The sequence below is a fragment of the Alteromonas sp. 5E99-2 genome, assembly GCF_017368475.1.
In the GTDB taxonomy this organism is placed as follows: Bacteria; Pseudomonadota; Gammaproteobacteria; order Enterobacterales; family Alteromonadaceae; genus Alteromonas_F.
This window is the reverse complement of sequence record NZ_JAFNJE010000012.1, coordinates 1-19,015: the sequence shown is the minus strand read 5'-3', so window position 1 is coordinate 19,015 and position 19,015 is coordinate 1. Positions and strand designations below refer to the sequence as shown.

The following is a 19,015-nucleotide window of genomic DNA, read 5'->3' as shown; positions in this document are numbered from 1 at the left end:
TAGCCTAGGATTTAGGCAAAATAATAAAGGGTTTATTTATGAATGTTATTACAAGGATAAAAAGAAAATGCGTAGAAAAGCGCTTTCGTCAAAATGACTTGAATATTATTCAAAATATACCAAAAGAAAAATTTCACCACATTATTGAAGCGTTAGTCACCGAGGGCTGGGAAGTGTCAATAGATTACAGAGGGCCTGACGGGTGGAAAGATAAAGGGCACTGTAAGTTGCGCAAAGGAATAAGTGTTTTAGGGTGTAAGTGGAATTCTAATGAACAGGGCTCTATAGATGGTTTAGCTCTCATAATTAAAGGCATTGCAACTCAGTTCGAATTAGTCAGCCTTGACGCTCCACGTTGGTAAAGTAATTAGTTAGTCAAAAAGGTTGGTTGTATGGCCAAGTGATAAGGTTTATTCTTGGCTTTTTGGGATGTCCTGTTAATAGTGATTATTTTTGATGGGTACTTTCATAATTTAATATCTTAACTTACTCCCTCTATGATCAAGCGTTATTTGTTTTATATTTCAGAAAACTATTCTTTTCAGATACTCCGTCCGTTGCAAAATGTGATTTGGGCTAATGGGGATACTGTGGCGTGGTTTGTGGAAGGTAACAACGTTGATAAAAGCTATTTCAAACCTGAAGAAAGACAACTAACATCGGTACATGATGTTATTGAGTTTAATCCAAGAGCAGTGTTTGTTCCGGGGAACCTAGTACCCTCGTTTATCCCAGGCTTAAAAGTGTGTGTACGCCATGGTTTTATGGGGTTTAAATTTAGAAAAAAAGACGGCTTAAATTACTCTTTTATTATTCGAGATTGCTTTGATTTATATTGCAGTTTAGGGCCGTCAATGACAGGTACGCTGAAAAGCCTAGAACAAAAGCACGGTAACTTTAAAGTGGTAGAAACGGGTTTTTGTAAAATGGACCCCTTTTTTACTGGCGCTAAAAAAGAAATACATAAAAGTAAAAAACCAACCATTTTATTTTCCTCTACGTTTTCTCCTCGAATGTCTCAAGCTGAAGCACTATTGCCGCTCATTTCTGAATTATCAAAAAACACAAAGTGGCGCTGGCTAGTGACTTTTCACCCTAAAATGGCACAAGACACGGTGAATAAATACAAAGCTGCGCAACACGAGAATTTAACATTTGTAGAGACTGATGATGCCAGTCAGTTAATGGTAGAAGCCGATGTAATGCTAGGTGATAATTCATCTATGCTTATCGAGTTTATGATGTTAGGTAAGCCCGTGGTTACCATGAAAAGCGAAAACCCTAAATCCTACATGTTGAATGTAACTAGGGCCGAGGATGTAGAAGGTGCAATTGAAAAGGCGTTAACATACCCCGTTGAATTAATGGATGAAATACGGGAATTTAATGATTTCACACATCCTTATAGTGATGGTGGTTCTAGCCAACGTATTTTAGATGCGACTGAGGATATGTTAGCAGAACCTCCTAAGCTTAAGCCAAGACCATTTAACTTGATACGTAATATTAAAATGCGCAGAATTTTAGGTTACTGGCGATTTTAAGAAAGTGAACTGTAAGTTCGAATACTTGACTAATTTAGTCGGGTATGTAGACTGTGCGCAACTCATCTTGGTTTTAGGTATTGTCACAAATGAAACTCACTTCAAAAGGTCGTTATGCGGTAACGGCAATGCTAGATGTGGCTTTACATGGTCAGCAAAACCCTGTGTCTTTGGCCGATATATCTGACCGACAAGAAATTTCTTTGTCCTACTTAGAACAGCTTTTTTCTCGTTTACGTAAAGAAAAATTGGTGCACAGCATTCGCGGTCCAGGTGGAGGATATCGCCTTGGAAGAGCTGCGTCAGATATTGCCGTTGGTGAAGTGATTAGAGCCGTAGATGAATCTGTTGACGCAACGCGATGCCAAGGGCAAGCCGATTGCCAAAATGGTGAGCGCTGTTTAACTCACTCTTTGTGGCAACAGTTAAGCAACCGCATTACCGAATTTTTAAATAGTATTACTCTTGGTGAGCTCATGGAGCAATACGACGTTAAAAATGTGGCTAAACGGCAAGACAAATCAAATCATAAGCTAGACATCGAAGTTAGCTTACAGTTATAGCGTATTGGATTTAAAGTCATTATGAATACGTCCATCTTTTTAGATTATGCGTCTACTACACCTGTTGATCCTGCAGTAGCAAAAGCCATGATGGGATGCCTTACATTAGACGGTAATTTTGCTAATCCTGCATCCCGTACTCATGGACCAGGTTGGTTAGCGGAAGAGGCTGTCGACATTGCGCGACATCAAGTTGCAGATTTGGTTAATGCCGATGCGCGAGAAATTATTTTCACCTCTGGTGCCACTGAATCGAACAACCTTGCCATTAAAGGCGCACTTACAGCGAACAGCGACAAAGGCCGCCATATAGTCACCTTGGCAACAGAGCACAAAGCCGTGCTTGATGTGTTCACTGCAATGGAATCGCAGGGCTATGAGGTAACTCAGTTAAATACACAAGCTAATGGCCGTGTTGATATTGAGCAATTACGCAGTGCTATTCGCGAAGACACAGCACTGGTGAGTGTGATGTATGTGAATAACGAAACGGGTGTTATCCAAGATATTGCCGAAATTGGAAATTTATGCCGTCAACGAGAGGTCATATTCCACACTGATGCTGCTCAAGCTACAGGCAAAATTGCCATTGATTTACAGACATTGCCCGTAGATTTGATGTCATTTTCAGCCCATAAAACCTATGGACCCAAAGGCATTGGTGCATTGTTTATCCGTAGGCGACCACGGGTACTTGTAGATGCACAAATGCACGGTGGAGCTCACGAGCGTGGTTTTCGTTCAGGAACCTTACCGACTCACCAAATTGTTGGCATGGGTAAGGCCTTTGAACTGGCTGGAGAACATTTAGCAAAGGCATCTGAAGCAATTGCTAATCACAGAAATACGCTTTGGCAAGGAATACAAGATTTACCCGATATACAGTTAAATAGTGATAGTGAATACAGCGTACCTCATATAATGAATATCAGTTTAGGTACCTTAGACAGTCAGCGGTTTTTACCCGCGCTGGCGCCATTAGCCTTATCTTCTGGCTCAGCTTGTACATCGGCAACGATGACGCCCAGTCATGTGCTAACGGCAATGGGAATAAACCATGACTATGCACACAGTGCTATTAGGATATCCTTTGGACGTTTTACAAAAGCCAGTGATATCACTACTGCTATTGAAAAAATACGGGAAGTGACATTGGCCTTTACTCAGGCTGATCTGCAAAGACAGTAGGGTAGTATGAATACTTGAGTAAATTACTCAAGAAATATATAATGCGCGCCACTTTTTAGGGTGGGCACACCGATTTTTAATTTTAAGTAGGCGTTTATCATGACTGAACAAATCGATCAGGCTTTATCAAAACAGTATGAAGCGGGATTCGTGTCAGACATAGAGTCAGAAACATTTGAAAGTGGCTTAAACGAAGACATTATTCGTCGTATCTCTGCGATGAAAGAAGAGCCTGAGTGGATGCTAGAATGGCGTTTAAAAGCCTATCAAACGTTCTTAGAAATGGATGATCCTGATTGGGCTCACGTTAACTTCCCTAAAATAGATTTTCAAAAAATATCTTATTACTCAGCGCCTAAGAGCATGAAAGATAAGCCTAAGTCTCTTGATGAGGTTGATCCTGAATTACTGCGCACCTATGAAAAACTAGGGATTCCATTGTATGAGCAGGAAATGCTAGCAGGGGTTGCAGTTGATGCAGTTTTTGATTCAGTTTCTGTGGTAACAACCTTTCGCGAAAAGTTAGAAGAAGCGGGCGTTATTTTCTGCCCTATTTCAGAAGCGGTTCATAAATATCCAGACTTGATTAAAAAGTACATAGGGTCTGTTGTTCCTCGTTCTGATAACTACTTTGCAGCGCTAAATAGTGCAGTATTTACCGATGGCTCCTTTGTGTTTATTCCAAAAGGGGTACGCTGCCCAATGGAATTGTCTACGTATTTTAGAATTAATGAACAAAATACGGGGCAGTTTGAACGAACCCTTATTATTGCAGAAGAAGGGAGTCACGTAAGCTACCTTGAAGGCTGTACAGCGCCGCAACGAGATGAAAATCAATTGCACGCAGCAGTGGTAGAACTGGTTGCAATGGACAACGCTAAAATAAAATATTCAACGGTACAAAACTGGTATCCCGGCGATGAACAAGGTCGCGGAGGGATATACAACTTTGTAACCAAACGAGGTATTTGTCATACCAATGCGCACATTTCTTGGACGCAAGTAGAAACAGGCTCTTCGATTACGTGGAAATACCCAAGTTGTGTTCTGAAAGGTGATAACTCTGTTGGTGAGTTTTATTCTGTTGCATTAACTCGTGGCGCTCAGCAAGCGGATACGGGTACCAAAATGATTCACCTAGGCAAGAACACCCGTTCGACAATTATCGCTAAAGGTATTTCTGCCAAAAACAGTAACAACGCGTATCGCGGCTTGGTTCAAATGGGACCAAAAGCCGATAATGCACGAAATTTTACTCAGTGTGATTCTCTTCTTATTGGAGATAAATGTGGAGCACATACGTTCCCGTACATTGAAAGTCGTAACCCAAGTGCCATTGTAGAGCACGAGGCGACAACATCTAAAGTGAGTGATGAACAACTATTTTTGTGCCAACAACGAGGATTAGACCCAGAAAAAGCGGTGTCTATGATTGTTAATGGGTTTTGCAAAGAAGTGTTTAAAGAACTACCAATGGAATTTGCTGTAGAAGCCGGCAAATTACTAGAAATCAGCCTTGAAGGTTCAGTGGGGTAATCATGCTTTCAATTAATAATTTAACGGCAAAAGTCGAAGACAAAACCATAATCAAAGGGTTAAACCTAGAAGTTAAACCCGGTGAAGTTCATGCGATTATGGGGCCAAATGGCGCAGGTAAAAGTACACTTGGATACGTATTATCTGGCCGCGAAGGTTATGAAGTAGAAGGCGGATCTGCAACGCTGAATAACAATGACTTACTCGACATGGATATTGAAGAAAGAGCCCGTGAAGGTTTGTTTCTAGCATTTCAATACCCGGTAGAAATTCCTGGCGTTAGCAACATGGAATTTATGAAAGAATCTGTGAACGCTATTCGTGAGCAAAGAGGCGAAGATGCCTTGTCTGCGGCTGAATTTTTAAAGATTGCGAAAGATGCCTGTAAGCAAGTTCAATTGCCACTCGACTTTTTAAAGCGCGGCGTGAACGAAGGTTTTTCTGGTGGAGAGAAAAAACGCAACGAAATCATGCAAATGATTTTGCTCAAGCCCACTTTGTGTATTCTAGATGAATCAGATTCAGGGCTTGATGTAGACGCACTACAAGTTGTTGCAAATGGTGTAAATAGCCAGCGCGATGCTAACCGCAGCTTTATTGTTGTTACCCATTATCAACGCCTTCTCGACTATATCAAGCCGGATTTTGTGCATATTTTGGCAGACGGAAAAATTGTGAAAAGTGGTGATGCATCACTGGCACTTGAAGTTGAAAAAGAAGGCTACGCATTCTTAGGTAAGGGGTATGAGGAGGCTAACGCATGAGCCAATGGCTAGAGCAAGTCATTGCCCAAGCTGAGCGCCAAGGCGCGCCAGTAAGTTGGCGAGAAGCTGACTATGCGTCTTCGTTAGACGCCCTTAAAAATACGCCGTGGCCAACACGTAAAACAGAAGCGTGGCGCAATACATCGCTAACACCTATCGAAGCTAAAAAACTGCTATCTGATGGTGTTTCAACAGCGTCAACGCAAATTCCTGTGATTGCGCAGCTAGACAGCATTGATATTGAATTTGTTAACAGCACATTGGTGACAGATTTAGCTCAATTCAATTTGCCAGCGGGTGTAGATATAGTTGCGCTTGAAAACATCAGCGAGCAACAAGCATCATCCTTTAATACCATTAAACCGGAGAAACACTTATTTGGTTTGGTTAACGACGCACTAGCTACAGCGGGTGTATGGGTGAATGTTGCCGATGATGTTGAATTCCATACGCCAATTCGTTTTATTCACCATGTTCAAGACGGCAGTGAAAACCATACACGTATATTGGTCAACATTGGTCGTAACGCAAAAGCGACAATTATCGAACAAGGCGAAGGCCATGTTGATTCGGTAAACACCTCTTTTTCTGAGTACGACGTAAAAGCAAAGGGCGAACTGCATCATTACCGTTTTGCTATGTTCACTGACAAAACCCTTCACGCAGGTGGTTGCCATTTTAAATTGGCTGAGTCTTCGTACCTGAACAGTACACTTGTTGGGTTTGGGTCTGCGTTGTCTCGTTTAGACACTGACCTTATTTATACCGGCGAACATGCCAATGCCGACATTAACGCTTTGTATTTGTTGGCTGAAGGTGAAAATTTTGACTTGCAAACTACCATTGAACACGCGGTACCCAATTGCACGACGACAGAAAATGTAAGAGGCATTGTTGGCGACAAAGCAAAAGCGAATTTTAATGGTCGCATTCACATTCATCGCGATGCACAAAAAACCTTGGCGGAACTTAACAACCGTAACTTGTTGTTATCTCGTCGCGGGCAAATTAACACTAAGCCTGAATTAGAAATTTACGCTGACGATGTTAAATGTGCCCATGGTGCGACCATTGCAGAAATTGACGAACAAGCACTTTATTACCTTTTGAGTCGCGGTATTTCTCGCTCTCAAGCGTTAATTTTGCTTAACTTTGGTTTCATTCAAGAATTGATCAATGACATTCCACTCACGCCGGTCCGCGAATGGTTAACAGAACTACTCAGCGGTCGCTTTGCTAAAATGGAAGTGAAATGAGTTTAAACGTTCAGGCATTGCGAAAGCAGTTTCCTATTCTATCTAGAGAGGTAGACGGGAAACCTTTGGTGTATTTAGACAACGGGGCGACCACTCAAAAGCCACAGGCGGTTATTGACGCAATTACCGGTTTTTATACTGAATGCAATGCCAACGTTCATCGCGGGGCTCATGCCTTGTCCGATGAATCTACACGTCGATACGAAGCTGCAAGAGACTCAGTGAAGCGGTTTATTAATGCTGCTAAGCGCGAAGAAGTGATTTGGACTGCGGGTACAACGGAATCAATAAACCTTGTAGCCAATGGGCTGATTCAGCGAATGGACAAAGACGACGAAGTCATTGTTACTGAATTAGAGCACCACGCAAACTTGGTTACTTGGCAGCAGGCATGCAAAAAAGCGGGCGCTAAACTGAAAATAGCTCCCATCACTGAAACTGGCGAATTGGATATCGAAGGGTTTAAAGACCAGTTATCTGAACGTACTCGGTTAGTGGCTTTTCCTCATGTTTCCAATGCATTAGGCACGGTTAATCCCATTGTTGAGCTAACTCGAATTGCGAAAACAACCGGCGCTTGGGTGTTGATAGACGGCGCACAGGGTATTGCTCACGGTGACGTAGATGTGCAAGCCATCGGATGTGATTTCTATGCATTTTCTGGTCACAAAGTGTTTGCTCCAACTGGCGTTGGCGTATTGTGGGGACGTTTCGATGTGCTAAACGCTTGGCCTGTGTGGTTAGTTGGCGGCGAAATGATCAGTGATGTTGAATATCAGTCAGCAACATGGGGTGAATTACCCAATCGTTTGGAAGCCGGGACTCCTAATATTGCGGGAGCCATTGGTTTGGGCGCAGCCCTAGAATGGCTAATGGAACAAGACTTAGACGCGCTAAAAGCCCATGAGCAAGCCATTATTGATTACGCAATGCAAAAAGGCGCTGAGTTTGATGGCCTTACATTAATCGGCACTGCAAAAAACAAAATTGGCGTAATGAGCTTTTTACTTGATGGCGCCCATCCCGGCGACGTTGGTTTTATACTCGACCGCCAAGGTGTTGCAATTCGCACTGGTGATAATTGCGCTCAGCCGTTAATGAAACGCCTAGGTATATCTGGCACAGCCAGAGCATCATTTTCTATTTACACGACGTTTGATGAAGTGGACGCATTGTTTGCGGCACTTAAAAAAGCGCAAACCATGCTTGCATAAGTGAATCAGAGGTTATTATGGCAGTCGAAACATTTGTTCCTAGTCAAACGTTAATCACTCTTACCGACAGTGCTGTTAAGCATTTTGAAGCTAAACTAAAGAACAACCCAAGTGACATTATTCGCCTTTCCACTAAAGTGAGCGGTTGCACAGGTTATGCTTATGTACTTGAACGTTTACCTGCGCCTAAAGACGGTGACCAAGTGATCAGCTTTTCTGAAAAACTGTCGGTAGCCGTAGCAAAAGACGCTCAAACACTTTTGAAAAATACCGAGATAGACTACGTGCTTGAAGGTGTGAATGGTGTGATTAAATACCGCAATCCAAACGTAGTTGACGAATGTGGTTGTGGCGAGAGCTTTAACGTAGGCTAAATTTACTATGCAAAAAATGGTTACCATGCAGCGAGACTGCCTTGCTCGCCGCGTACCTACGGGTGAAAAACACATTCTTCCTGAAGGCGAATTCGTTACTCTTACTCAAGATTTAGGTGGCAATTATACCGTAACATGGCAAGGCAACATGCTGCGTATTGATGGCACAGATGCTGATGCCATTGGCCGTGAAGCCTTAACGTTATCTTTCACCGAACCCAGTGATGGGCAAATAGACGAAGCCCAAGTGTGGGAAGCGTTAGAAACAGTATACGACCCAGAAATACCGATAAATTTGGTGTCGCTGGGTTTGATTTATGCTGTTGCAGTGGACCAAAACTCTGGTACTGTTGCCATCGACATGACATTAACCGCACCGGGTTGTGGAATGGGGCCGGTATTAGTCGGTGACGTGGAGTATCGAGTCGGTTTAGTGCCGAATGTGAAAAACGTTGCGGTTGAACTGGTTTTCGATCCTCCCTGGTCTCGAGACAAAATGAGCGAAGAAGCTCAACTCGAAGCGGGTCTTTTCTTTTAATTCTTGTAGGCAAATAGTTGTATGGCACTTCCCACTAATGATGAAATTGTTGATGATCTGAGTTTTTTTGATGATTGGGAACAACGATACGAATACATTATCGATTTAGGTAAACAAATTCCGGGTCTGCCTGACAGCAAGAAAACACCAGATCGCCTAGTTAAAGGCTGCCAAAGTAGCGTATGGCTAGACGTTGATGACAGTAAAGGGCCATTGCATTTTAATGTAGACAGCGATGCTGTGATTGTTCAAGGTTTATTGGCCTTGGTGTTATCAGCCTATCAAGACAAAACCGCGCAAGAAATTGTCGATTTCGATATCGATGATTACTTTACACAATTAGACCTAGAGCGCCATATTACACCTACTCGTGGAAATGGTTTACGAGCTATTGTGGGTAGAATACGCAATACGGCTCAAGCCCTTTTGTAATAAGTTAAATAAGGCGGGTTAACGTGAAGTTGGTTACGCTTTTTGTTGGTATTTTTTGTTGTCAGCTCGCTTTAGCCGATAGCGATTGGGTTCGTTTTGAACTCAATCAAGGCCATATCCTTCTGCCTGTATCGGTAAAAGGTATTCCCACCAAAGCCGTATTGGATTCCGGCGCTCAAGTGAATGGTATTAATAGCGGGTTTATGGAAAAGCATAAGCTGCGTTTTCCATCAGACGGTAAACTCACTATTCAGGGGTTATTCGAGCGAAAAGAAGTACAAACCCTAACTGCTATTCCTACCCATATATTGGGCAAATCCAGAAACCTCAATAACGTCGCTAAAATTGACCTTCCTACCCATAATATTGGGTTGGTATTAGGGGTTAGTTTTTTTAAAAATCATATTGTACAAATTGATTACCCTCGCCAGCGATTGAGGCTGGTGAGTCGTACCCCATCGAATATCCGCAAGGTTAAAAACCTAAAAGCTAAATCGCTGTCAGGCTCTGGCGAATTGATTGTGAATGTAGAAGTGGCTGCAAACAAGCGTTTATGGCTACTATTGGACACAGGCAGTCAAGGTGGTTTACTACTAGAGCGTAACGTCGCTTCAGATTTAGGCTGGCTGACGAAGTATAAACAAAATAAAACCGTATCGACGGGAGTCAATGAATCGATACCGTCAGATTATTTCTGGGTTGACTCTATGACATTAGGTAAAACTAAGCTCGATCAAGTGTTAGTGCATGTTCCGGCTAAAAATAGCGGGTTTTCAACTCAGAATGACCAAGTATCTGGAATTTTAGGCAACGATGTATTGCAGCACTTTATTCTTACGCTAGATTACAAAAGCGGCAAGGCTCATGTGGATTTTCCCTGACGAGCACCGATAATGATGGCCATGCCAATTACCCCAATCGAAACAAATAACGGTAAATTTGTACTTGTTTCTACGGTAAATCCGGCAATTAAAGTCCCTAGAGATGCAAAGGCCATTTTTATGGTCGACACCCACATGTAAACTTGGGATGCGCCTCGCTCTGGTGCGTATTCAGTTCTGGCGGCCAATGTAGATGTGAAAAACAGCGCATTCACCATACCCGCTAGCAGAAAACCGAACAGTGCAATTGAATAACTGTTGCTCAGTGCGATACCCAGTAAACACAAAGCAATTCCCATTGCGAAGTTGCGCATTAGGGTTAACGCATTTTTTTGCAGTGGCTTGAGTATTGAGTAAAGTGCACTGATTAAATTTCCGGCGCCATAACTTGCTACCAAATACGCGCCGCTTTGTTTATCGTTCACCATATGCTCACCTAAATACACGGCGATGACAGGTAAAGTGGATAACGCAAATGACGTACTTGCTGTGGTTATTAGCGTTTTCTTCAGTGGCGCTGATTTCAGAATTGTATGAATGATGTCACTCATAGTGGGCGGAGCGCTTGTATTTGAATAACTCTGCTTAGACTGACTGGGCGATAGTGTGGCAATAAATACACTGGCTAAAAGTGGAAAACACATTAACCCCAAAGACGCAATAGTGGGTGAGTAACTGGCAGCAATGGCTGATATGAGTAATGGGCCTAAGGTCATACCAATAGCATAGGAAATAGCGTCGAACCCAAAGGCTTTTCGCCGTGCTGGTGGTTCTTGGCTCACTAGGTGTTTTAATTGGGTACTTAAGCCACCCATTAAAAATGCGTTACTACTTCCACAAACCAATAAAAATAATCCACACAGATACATACTGTTATAGCTAATAGCAATAACGCTGAAAGTGAAAAACAGGGCTAGTACCCAGGCCATACACGCAATGAGCCTGCAAGGAGCCTTACTGTGTTCTAGCCATTTGCCGTAAAAGGGGCCAAACAAGTGGGGCAGGGTTAAACATGCTGTGAGTAAACCCAAAGTGTGGCCACTGGCGTCATAATAGCGGGCCATCAAAATGACTGCGAGAGGGCTACCGCCTGTGGCTACTCTTGCTAATGTTGCGGCAGCGACATAGCGGGTTATTTGAGATCCCATTGCGACAATAGTTGTTCCAGTTGAGCTGTGTCTTTTTTGTTTAAAGGAAGCAGCGGTTGGGGTAAACAAGGGGGTTCTGCATAACCTAATATAGCCGCGGCGGTGGCCATGACTCGCATGCCTCCCTTGTTGTTTTCAAACAATGTCCACAGAGGCGTTAAGTTTTCCGCTTCGTGTAGCCCTTGGCTAACATTGCCATTGGCAATGGCTTGCATAATAGATTGTGCAGTTTGAGGGAATAAGCCACCAATCACTGACAACCAAACATCACACCCAGCAGCCATTCCAGCAGGCGCAAATTTATCAGCACTAACACCAATAGCAACAGAGTCGGGAATGCACTTACGCAGTGACGATAAACGCGCTTTTCCCAAGGAACTTCCAAAAGGTGTGCCGGGTATTTTTATAGCGCCGACATTGGGTAAACGAGTAACTGCCGAATATAGTTCATCGCTAAACGTAAACTGAGTAACCCTTGGATTTTCATAAATACACAAGGGCACTGAAATGGCATTACACACGGTTTCATAAAGCGAAAATACTTCATTGTCGGTTAACGGATGATACGACACAGGCGCAAGTAATAATGCACTGGCACCGGCACGTTGGGCAGCCTCGGCATGTAAGAGTACATCTTTTGTGCGTAAGGCTCCAATACCTGACATCACGGGTATACCGCCTGAAATCGATACGCATTGTTTGACTATTTCGGCCCGCTCGCTGAGGTTCAAATAAGGATAAAGGCCCGTTGAACCCATGGCACAAATTGAATCGACCTTAGCGTTGGCTAATCGTGAAACAATGCGTTCAAAACTATGGAAATCAATGCTTTCTTGTTTGAATGGGGTAATTGGAAATGCGCTTAAACCAGTAAACATTTGAACTCCGTTTTGTTTAACGTAGGATAATAGATAGCATTGCATAGAACATATTTTAGTTATTATTGTCATAGGACAAAATGAAAAGCAAGATTTTTGGTCATTCAGCACAAACAATTTTCGATTCAATTCGAGACTTGGTTATTAAAAATGAATTAATGGATGGCGATAAGTTACCCACCGTTAGGGATTTAGCCACCCAGTTAAACGTGAACCGAAATACGGTGGCGTTGGCGTATCAGCGCTTGGTTACTGCGGGTATTGCAGTGTCGAAAGGGCGTTTAGGTACTCATATCAATAACCAAAACGACGCAGGTGAGCAGGAAGGGGGATCGGACACGCAATTATTTGATCTTGCCGATGGCAGTCCAAGATTGGATTGGTTGCCTTGCTTAAACAAGGTTGCTCGAGATACAGACTTACATCAATATGCCTACGGTGAAGACACGCAGCTTCGCAACCTGAATCAATATGGCGTAAATTGGTTTACGGGTGATTGCCCTCAGAATTTTTCGGTTGTGTTGAGCAATGGTGCTATTGATGCCATTGAGCGCTTGCTTGCTGTGCATCTTGTTCAAGGTGATACAGTGATAGTAGAAGACCCTTGTTACATTAGTGCTGCGAATGCGGTGAGGTTATCTGGGTTTCAGCCTCAAGGGGCTAGTATTGATAATGAGGGAATGTGCCCAGTTGTATTAAGAAAATGCCTTGAGAAAGGTGCAAAGGCGGTCATTATTACACCCAGAGCACATAATCCTACGGGGGTGAGCCTAACCAAACAACGGTCCAGTGAAATACAGAGGGTTCTAGCTGATTTTCCTAATGTTCTTGTATTACTCGATGACCATTTTTCTTTGTTGTCCACATCAGATTACTACAATGTGATCCCTCCTACATCCCTATATTGGGCGGTTTTTCGTTCTGTATCTAAGGGACTGGGGCCAGATTTAAGGCTCGCATTTATCGCCACAGATAGTGAAACCGCTCGCCGTTTTTCTGCTCGCTTGGCGCCAGGCATGTCTTGGGTAAGTCGAGTGTTGCAGTCTTTGGTATTAACCTGCTTAACATCACAATGGGTGTTAAAGGGGTTAGAAGAAACAAAACAAGATTGCATCCGTCGGCAACAATTACTTATCAACGCCTTAGTGGAACAAGGTTTATCGCAGCCAATTTCTAAAGAAGGATTGAATGTATGGATTCAGGTTTATCGCGATAGCAATGAGGTTGCTGATGCACTAGCCAAAAAAGGGTGGTTAGTTAGGCCAAGCTCTGCATTTGATATAGCCCAAGATTCGCAAGGATTAAGAGTCAGCATTCAAAAAATAGACAAGGCAATCGCAGAGCGTTTTGCTGCGGATTTAGCCTGTGTATTGATGCATCATTAGTTATCGATGGGGAGTGCCGTTGTGTATTTTAGCGGCTCCATGGCAAAGGTTGAGGTGACATTGGAAATACCACCAACGGATGTGACCAGTTTTTTGTAAAATAGGTCGAAGCGTTTCATGTCTTTTACCAACACTTTAATCATATAGTCGTATTCTCCTGCCATGCGATAAAACTCCATGACTTCGGAAAAGCTGGTAGTTGTCGACACAAATTCCTTGTACCACTTTGATGAGTGGTCGCTGGTTTTTACCAACACAAAAGCGGTAAAAAGTAGTCCTAACTTTTCTGGGTTTAATAATGCAACCCGCTTTTCAATGACACCAGTTTCTTCGAGTTTCTTTAATCGTTTCCAGCATGGGGTCGTAGTCAAATTAACGGCTTCTGCTAAATCAGCTAGAGATAATGATCCATCATTTTGCAACAAGTTAAGTATCTTTCGATCAACACTGTCTATATTCATCTTAATCCCCGTGTAGAAAAATTTTCTGTTTTATTCTGTTTTTATAGAAAATATAGCAAATAAATTTCCTGGTTAAACAGATATATTTCATTCCTTACCTTAATTTGAGGAAAATGATGAATAAGTCTCGTGATTGGACAAGCGATGCAATACAAAAAATAGAAGCAGATTTTCAACGCAGCGCCGACACACATTTAGTGAAACTTGATTTGCCAGTTATGAAAGGTATAGATATTTATCTTAAAGACGAAAGTACTCACCCAACAGGTTCTCTTAAACATCGCTTGGCTCGTTCACTATTTTTATATGGGCTTTGTAATGGCTGGATAAAAGAAAATACGACTATTATCGAGTCTTCATCGGGTAATACGGCTGTTTCAGAAGCCTATTTTGCTCGTCTATTAGGTTTGCCTTTTGTTGCCGTTGTTCCTCATCACACCGCTAAAAAAAAGATAGAACAAATTCAGTTGTATGGAGGAGAGGTTTATTTTGTAGAAAGGGCAGATCAAATTCATGAAGAATCACGCCGATTAGCTAAGGAGTTGAAAGGCCACTATATGGATCAGTTTACCTATGCTGAACGAGCCACAGATTGGCGAGGCAATAACAACATTGCCAACTCAATTTATACTCAAATGGAAAGAGAAACTTATCCTATCCCAACGTGGATTGTGATGAGTGCCGGAACCGGAGGAACCTCTGCGACCATCGGCCGCTATTTGCGATATCAGCAACATGTAACCAAACTGTGTGTGGTTGACCCTGAAAATTCGGTGTTTCATTCGTATTTTAAAACCGGAGATAGCAGTGCGGTGAGCACATTAGGCAGTAAAATAGAAGGCATTGGTCGACCACAAGTAGAGTCTAGTTTTATTCCTAGCGTTATCGATATCATGCAAACAATACCTGATAAAGCATCAGTGGCGACGGCCCATTGGCTAGAAACTTTATTAGGGCGAAAAGTAGGTGCTTCAACCGGAGCTAATGTGTATGGTGTGTTGCAATTAGCTAATAAAATGAAAATGAATCACCAAAAAGGATCCATTGTGACCTTGTTGTGCGACAGCGGAGAGCGTTACTTTGATACTTATTATAACGCTGCTTGGGTAGCTAAAAATATTGGCGATACTCAGCTCATATTTAACGAGTTAAAACAGTTTGAGGTGAGTGGTCAGTGGAAATTGTAAAGGGTCCTCTATGTTCATTAGGGTAAAGGAAACATGAGGTATAGAAATTTCAGTAACTGAATTGTTTTAATTCAATTAGAAAACAACGTCTTGGCATAGCGCAGTTAATAAAAAAGTACTTCTGCTTTATAAATCACATCATTATCGACATATAAGTTATACGTATATGTAGGTGTTTCGATTTCAATGATATCACCAAATTGTTGGATGTTTTTATCTTGATTTTGAATAATGTTTTTTACGTCATCTCCTATACCCAGACCTAATAATTTGTATTCAGACGAGCTTGAAAAACCAATACTTGATGGGAAAATACTGCCATAGAGCTCTATTTTATTCACTCTATCGGCATAAGTTTTGACAATTAAATTGTTGTTGAATATATAAAGTTTAGATTTGTTTTTTAAGCGAATTATTCCAATAGGCGAATATGGGATATGCGAAATAAGCAATTCATCATCCTTTTGGTGCTCCTTAATTAAGGTATCTAAATTAACCCTACTGTCAAAACTGGGGGCATTCAATTTATTTAATTGAAGTGCAGCATCCTTCTGGTAATAAGAAAAAGAGGTTATCTGAGCCTCTCTCTCATCGGCGTGTAATGTTAAATATTGAGTAACGTGGAATTCGTATGCATCGTCGACTGTGTTAAATTCAATATTGAACTCTACTTCATCTTTATTGTTTGCATCTATTAAGGAGTCTGGCAGTTTCATTTTTTGAGATAAAGTATTACCGTTTGGAGTGGTAAATATCCATTTATTCTCTTCAAGCTTATTGCTGAAAGGAACTAGGTTACTTAGCTCTTGATTAAGAAAAGGAACATTATTAGTAATTTTGATTAGTTTTTTATTCAAAAAAACCAGCCAAACGGTATTGCCATAATTCATTAATGAAATGTCATTTTGCAACCAAAGTTCAACAGCCGGGATTCCTAATTTTTTAACTACTGAACTTTGTGAGTCTTCTATTTTTATACCATAAGCTCCATTTTCGAAAGAGAGTATATTGGTAATGGGCGAAAAATTATTGCCCTTTTCATTAAAAGACAGATTATCAAATGTAAGCTCTGACTCAGAGCGAATAGGGATTACTGTAGATTTTTTTGTAAGGGAAATTTGGCCGTCAGGGGTTATTGGACTTGGCACTCGAACCTGACCAGGGATATCTTCACATTGTTTTAATATCTCACCTTCCAACGTGTAGAGCATCATTTTACCAGAGTGACTTATGTCTCGATTAGCAGTTCCTTTTACCGATGCTTTAATCGTTCTTTTAGTCAAAACAATTGCGTCGCCATTTGTAGATTGACTGGCTTTTAATATTTGTTTCTTCGCTTTTTGGAAAGCTTTCTCTAGATCTCCGGTTTCAGCATATTGCGAGTCATACCTTAATCTAGCCTTGGTTTTAATCTTTTTAATAACTTGGTAGTCACATGATGGATAGTATTCAAGTACAGGAATCGTTTGGGCAGCTATTGATAGGTTGATAGACAATAGACTAAGCAAGATAACAATTAATTTTTTCATAACGATCACATTCCATTGTTACATAAGATATGGGAGCTTTTATAAGACATGAAGTTAATCGCTTTTTATAGCTACAACTAAATTGCACCCGAGAAAAATCTTAAAACGACATTACATTGATTGTAATGAGTAGTCAAAAGGATGTTTTTTACTCGTTTGCGATAAGCTCACAATAGCTAAACCAAAAGTTATTGAGTTGTTTAAAGTACTAAATGTATGGGATTGTTCAGTGTTTTCACAAACTATCGTTTACGGGCAGCGATAATTGAAATATTGTGCTTCACAATAGGGCCTGTGATTTTTATAATGGGCTTTATTGTCTGAAATCGGAATGTCCGTTTCAGATCCTCAATGATTAATGGGTTTGGCGCACTCATCAACCGGACTCATATTCATGAAACTTCTTATACGTAATTTATCTCGTTCTACTACACAAGAATCGCTATTAACTTTGTTTAGCGAATTTGGGGCTGTGCAATCCTGCTCTTTGGTATTAGACAAAGATACCGGAAAATCGAAAGGCTTTGGGTTTGTTGAAATGCCTAAAATTGGCGATGCTAAAGTGGCCATTGCAAAGCTTAACAATAGTGAATTTGAAGGCGCTAAACTTCGGGTTAAAAAGGCGCAAACTGATGAGTGAATCTAATCCAACTAAAAATAAAGATCCATTACATGGTATTACATTGAAGACCATTGTGGAGTATTTGGTTGATAAGTATGGGTTTGACACACTTGGGCAGGAAATTAATATTCGATGCTTTACCCATGACCCCTCAATAAAATCGAGCTTAACTTTTTTGCGCAAAACACCTTGGGCAAGAACAAAGGTTGAACAGTTTTATTTAAAATCGAAAGGCTGATTTTTTTAGGTTTTACTGCTTTGGTTTGAGCATTAACTTATTTTATCATTTGGAATACATGCTCTAGCGGACTCACTACTGCGTTTCCGCCTTTCTGTAAAACGTGTGTGTATATTTGTGTAGTACGCAAATCGGAATGGCCTAATTGTTCTTGTACTGTGCGAATATCAGCGCCAGCTTCTAGCAAATGAGTAGCGAACGAATGTCTTAGCGTGTGAGCGGTGATCTCTTTTTCTATTTTACTTTCAATTGCGATAGTTTTGATCACTCTTTGAAGTGTTTTAGGGTTCATGTGGTGTCGTCTGAGATTATTGTTTTCTGGGTCTAGAGAGGTTTTGGTCGAAGGAAATAAATAGTGCCATTTAAGATCATATACGGCATTGGGATATTTTTCTCGAAGACGGTGGGGTAAATACACACCGGCATAATTGCTATCTCTCATATCCAATTCAAAATAAGATTTTGCTAAATCAATTTGTGATCGTATTAAGGGAAACAATTGTTCTGAAAGAGTCACTACTCGGTGTTTTCCACCTTTACCATTCCAAACCCTTATGGCTTTATAGTCAAAATCAATATCTTGGCATCTCAGTCTCATACATTCCATTAGTCGTAAGCCACTGCCATAAAGTAAACTGATAGGGAGTTCATATTTAACAGGTACACTGGTCATAAAGCTTACCATCTCTTGGCGTGTTAGTACCACGGGGAGCTTAGGTGCGCGGCTACTTCTAATATAGTTCAGTTGTATGTTTAATGGTTTTTTAACGTGATGCTTATACAAATACACTAGTGCATTCAGCGCGGTGGTTTGTGTGCTCATTGATACATTTTTAACGTTTACGATATAGCTTAGAAATGCCTCCACTTCTAAATCATGCAGCGCTTGAGGATGCTGATAGTTGTGGAAACGAATGTAGTCTTTAATGTATTTTGTATAAATTCTAATCGTATTTTTTGAATAGCGTTTTAAATACATTTCATCGGTTAGTTGTCTAATAAACTCTGAACTCATATAAAAAAATCCTTTTAAAGTTATCCTTGACGCATAACAACAGTTTTCAGACATTTGCCGTATTTCATACAGGGGATAAATACGGCATACGAATGAAGCCCTTGCTATACGTACGATGAAGCAATATATTAAATCTATTAAAAAATTTATACCGACCTAAATGACAGAATTGTTATCCACAGGTAGGTGTATAATAAATTGTTATACGGTACGAGCGTTAAGACCTAGAGAAATATACTCGTAGCGAACCCAATAAACAGTC

General features: G+C 41.2%; 20 protein-coding genes and 1 pseudogene. 16 read left to right on the top strand and 5 right to left on the bottom strand.

The window, feature by feature from the left end:
• Window positions 1-38 precede the first annotated feature (38 nt).
• The 12 genes from J3L16_RS12495 (at window position 39) to J3L16_RS12440 (ending at window position 10,290) form a co-directional block, all read left to right on the top strand.
• On the top strand, window positions 39-362 hold the full coding sequence (locus J3L16_RS12495) for a hypothetical protein (protein WP_207613325.1): 324 nt from the start codon (window positions 39-41) through the stop codon (window positions 360-362).
• A gap of 135 nt (window positions 363-497) precedes the next feature.
• On the top strand, window positions 498-1,544 hold the full coding sequence (locus tag J3L16_RS12490; RefSeq protein ID WP_207613324.1) for a UDP-N-acetylglucosamine 2-epimerase: 1,047 nt from the start codon (window positions 498-500) through the stop codon (window positions 1,542-1,544).
• 89 nt (window positions 1,545-1,633) lie between these two features.
• Window positions 1,634-2,107 carry a Fe-S cluster assembly transcriptional regulator IscR gene (iscR, locus tag J3L16_RS12485; RefSeq protein WP_207613323.1) on the top strand — a complete coding sequence of 158 codons (474 nt, stop codon included), beginning with the start codon at window positions 1,634-1,636 and terminating at the stop codon, window positions 2,105-2,107.
• A 21-nt stretch (window positions 2,108-2,128) separates the two neighbouring features.
• Window positions 2,129-3,295 carry an aminotransferase class V-fold PLP-dependent enzyme gene (locus tag J3L16_RS12480; protein WP_207613322.1) on the top strand — a complete coding sequence of 389 codons (1,167 nt, stop codon included), beginning with the start codon at window positions 2,129-2,131 and terminating at the stop codon, window positions 3,293-3,295.
• 99 nt (window positions 3,296-3,394) lie between these two features.
• The gene (gene sufB, locus J3L16_RS12475; RefSeq protein WP_207613321.1) at window positions 3,395-4,831 is read left to right on the top strand and encodes a Fe-S cluster assembly protein SufB; all 1,437 of its coding nucleotides are present in this window, start codon (window positions 3,395-3,397) and stop codon (window positions 4,829-4,831) included.
• Between the two features lie 2 nt (window positions 4,832-4,833).
• Entirely contained in the window at window positions 4,834-5,595 is a 762-nt protein-coding gene (sufC, locus tag J3L16_RS12470; protein ID WP_207613320.1) for a Fe-S cluster assembly ATPase SufC, read from the top strand.
• On the top strand, window positions 5,592-6,851 hold the full coding sequence (gene sufD / locus J3L16_RS12465) for a Fe-S cluster assembly protein SufD (protein WP_207613319.1): 1,260 nt from the start codon (window positions 5,592-5,594) through the stop codon (window positions 6,849-6,851). The genes sufC and sufD overlap by 4 nt, the downstream gene beginning before the upstream one ends.
• Entirely contained in the window at window positions 6,848-8,065 is a 1,218-nt protein-coding gene (locus J3L16_RS12460) for a cysteine desulfurase (RefSeq protein ID WP_207613318.1), read from the top strand. Before sufD ends, J3L16_RS12460 begins: the two co-directional genes overlap by 4 nt.
• Window positions 8,066-8,082: 17 nt before the next feature.
• Window positions 8,083-8,439: an iron-sulfur cluster assembly accessory protein gene (locus J3L16_RS12455; RefSeq protein ID WP_207613317.1), complete on the top strand. Its 357-nt coding sequence runs from the start codon at window positions 8,083-8,085 to the stop codon at window positions 8,437-8,439.
• 7 nt (window positions 8,440-8,446) lie between these two features.
• Window positions 8,447-8,977, top strand: coding sequence for a putative Fe-S cluster assembly protein SufT (gene sufT / locus J3L16_RS12450; protein WP_207613316.1), 531 nt, complete (start codon window positions 8,447-8,449; stop codon window positions 8,975-8,977).
• A gap of 21 nt (window positions 8,978-8,998) precedes the next feature.
• Window positions 8,999-9,409, top strand: a complete 411-nt coding sequence (locus J3L16_RS12445) for a SufE family protein (RefSeq protein WP_207613315.1) — start codon at window positions 8,999-9,001, stop codon at window positions 9,407-9,409.
• A gap of 23 nt (window positions 9,410-9,432) precedes the next feature.
• Window positions 9,433-10,290 (top strand): pepsin/retropepsin-like aspartic protease family protein, encoded by an 858-nt coding sequence (locus J3L16_RS12440; RefSeq protein ID WP_207613314.1) that lies wholly within the window; start codon window positions 9,433-9,435, stop codon window positions 10,288-10,290.
• Here the strand turns inward: J3L16_RS12440 and J3L16_RS12435 are convergent.
• Window positions 10,272-11,438 (bottom strand): MFS transporter, encoded by a 1,167-nt coding sequence (locus tag J3L16_RS12435; protein WP_207613313.1) that lies wholly within the window; start codon window positions 11,436-11,438, stop codon window positions 10,272-10,274. The two genes, J3L16_RS12440 and J3L16_RS12435, sit on opposite strands and share 19 nt — an antisense overlap.
• On the bottom strand, window positions 11,423-12,316 hold the full coding sequence (locus tag J3L16_RS12430; protein ID WP_207613312.1) for a dihydrodipicolinate synthase family protein: 894 nt from the start codon (window positions 12,314-12,316) through the stop codon (window positions 11,423-11,425). Before J3L16_RS12430 ends, J3L16_RS12435 begins: the two co-directional genes overlap by 16 nt.
• A gap of 80 nt (window positions 12,317-12,396) precedes the next feature.
• On the opposite strand from J3L16_RS12430, the gene J3L16_RS12425 reads away from it, so the two are divergent.
• Window positions 12,397-13,701 (top strand): aminotransferase class I/II-fold pyridoxal phosphate-dependent enzyme, encoded by a 1,305-nt coding sequence (locus J3L16_RS12425; protein ID WP_207613311.1) that lies wholly within the window; start codon window positions 12,397-12,399, stop codon window positions 13,699-13,701.
• Here the strand turns inward: J3L16_RS12425 and J3L16_RS12420 are convergent.
• Window positions 13,698-14,162 (bottom strand): Lrp/AsnC family transcriptional regulator, encoded by a 465-nt coding sequence (locus J3L16_RS12420; protein WP_207613310.1) that lies wholly within the window; start codon window positions 14,160-14,162, stop codon window positions 13,698-13,700. The two genes, J3L16_RS12425 and J3L16_RS12420, sit on opposite strands and share 4 nt — an antisense overlap.
• A 116-nt stretch (window positions 14,163-14,278) precedes the next feature.
• Between J3L16_RS12420 and J3L16_RS12415 the strand changes: the two genes are divergently transcribed.
• Window positions 14,279-15,349: a PLP-dependent cysteine synthase family protein gene (locus J3L16_RS12415; protein WP_278252864.1), complete on the top strand. Its 1,071-nt coding sequence runs from the start codon at window positions 14,279-14,281 to the stop codon at window positions 15,347-15,349.
• A 104-nt stretch (window positions 15,350-15,453) separates the two neighbouring features.
• Here the strand turns inward: J3L16_RS12415 and J3L16_RS12410 are convergent, their stop codons facing one another.
• The gene (locus J3L16_RS12410) at window positions 15,454-16,878 is read right to left on the bottom strand and encodes a hypothetical protein (RefSeq protein ID WP_207613308.1); all 1,425 of its coding nucleotides are present in this window, start codon (window positions 16,876-16,878) and stop codon (window positions 15,454-15,456) included.
• A gap of 394 nt (window positions 16,879-17,272) precedes the next feature.
• On the opposite strand from J3L16_RS12410, the gene J3L16_RS12405 reads away from it, so the two are divergent.
• The gene (locus J3L16_RS12405; protein ID WP_207613307.1) at window positions 17,273-17,518 is read left to right on the top strand and encodes an RNA-binding protein; all 246 of its coding nucleotides are present in this window, start codon (window positions 17,273-17,275) and stop codon (window positions 17,516-17,518) included.
• Window positions 17,511-17,729 (top strand): annotated as a pseudogene (locus J3L16_RS12400) (VF530 family protein); the annotation flags it as partial. The gene J3L16_RS12405 and the pseudogene J3L16_RS12400, both read left to right, overlap by 8 nt.
• 46 nt (window positions 17,730-17,775) lie before the next feature.
• Here J3L16_RS12400 and J3L16_RS12395 read toward each other — a convergent pair.
• Window positions 17,776-18,753 (bottom strand): integron integrase, encoded by a 978-nt coding sequence (locus tag J3L16_RS12395; RefSeq protein ID WP_207613305.1) that lies wholly within the window; start codon window positions 18,751-18,753, stop codon window positions 17,776-17,778.
• Window positions 18,754-19,015: the final 262 nt, after the last annotated feature.

Excerpts from the sequence above, each read along its gene's own strand:
- J3L16_RS12495 (WP_207613325.1), top strand. The coding sequence starts at position 39 with ATGAATGTTATTACAAGGATAAAAAGAAAATGCGTAGAAAAGCGCTTT.
- J3L16_RS12490 (WP_207613324.1), top strand. The coding sequence starts at position 498 with ATGATCAAGCGTTATTTGTTTTATATTTCAGAAAACTATTCTTTTCAG.
- iscR (WP_207613323.1), top strand. The coding sequence starts at position 1,634 with ATGAAACTCACTTCAAAAGGTCGTTATGCGGTAACGGCAATGCTAGAT.
- J3L16_RS12480 (WP_207613322.1), top strand. The coding sequence starts at position 2,129 with ATGAATACGTCCATCTTTTTAGATTATGCGTCTACTACACCTGTTGAT.
- sufB (WP_207613321.1), top strand. The coding sequence starts at position 3,395 with ATGACTGAACAAATCGATCAGGCTTTATCAAAACAGTATGAAGCGGGA.
- sufC (WP_207613320.1), top strand. The coding sequence starts at position 4,834 with ATGCTTTCAATTAATAATTTAACGGCAAAAGTCGAAGACAAAACCATA.
- sufD (WP_207613319.1), top strand. The coding sequence starts at position 5,592 with ATGAGCCAATGGCTAGAGCAAGTCATTGCCCAAGCTGAGCGCCAAGGC.
- J3L16_RS12460 (WP_207613318.1), top strand. The coding sequence starts at position 6,848 with ATGAGTTTAAACGTTCAGGCATTGCGAAAGCAGTTTCCTATTCTATCT.
- J3L16_RS12455 (WP_207613317.1), top strand. The coding sequence starts at position 8,083 with ATGGCAGTCGAAACATTTGTTCCTAGTCAAACGTTAATCACTCTTACC.
- sufT (WP_207613316.1), top strand. The coding sequence starts at position 8,447 with ATGCAAAAAATGGTTACCATGCAGCGAGACTGCCTTGCTCGCCGCGTA.
- J3L16_RS12445 (WP_207613315.1), top strand. The coding sequence starts at position 8,999 with ATGGCACTTCCCACTAATGATGAAATTGTTGATGATCTGAGTTTTTTT.
- J3L16_RS12435 (WP_207613313.1), bottom strand. The coding sequence starts at position 11,438 with ATGGGATCTCAAATAACCCGCTATGTCGCTGCCGCAACATTAGCAAGA.
- J3L16_RS12430 (WP_207613312.1), bottom strand. The coding sequence starts at position 12,316 with ATGTTTACTGGTTTAAGCGCATTTCCAATTACCCCATTCAAACAAGAA.
- J3L16_RS12425 (WP_207613311.1), top strand. The coding sequence starts at position 12,397 with ATGAAAAGCAAGATTTTTGGTCATTCAGCACAAACAATTTTCGATTCA.
- J3L16_RS12420 (WP_207613310.1), bottom strand. The coding sequence starts at position 14,162 with ATGAATATAGACAGTGTTGATCGAAAGATACTTAACTTGTTGCAAAAT.
- J3L16_RS12415 (WP_278252864.1), top strand. The coding sequence starts at position 14,279 with ATGAATAAGTCTCGTGATTGGACAAGCGATGCAATACAAAAAATAGAA.
- J3L16_RS12410 (WP_207613308.1), bottom strand. The coding sequence starts at position 16,878 with ATGAAAAAATTAATTGTTATCTTGCTTAGTCTATTGTCTATCAACCTA.
- J3L16_RS12405 (WP_207613307.1), top strand. The coding sequence starts at position 17,273 with ATGAAACTTCTTATACGTAATTTATCTCGTTCTACTACACAAGAATCG.
- J3L16_RS12395 (WP_207613305.1), bottom strand. The coding sequence starts at position 18,753 with ATGAGTTCAGAGTTTATTAGACAACTAACCGATGAAATGTATTTAAAA.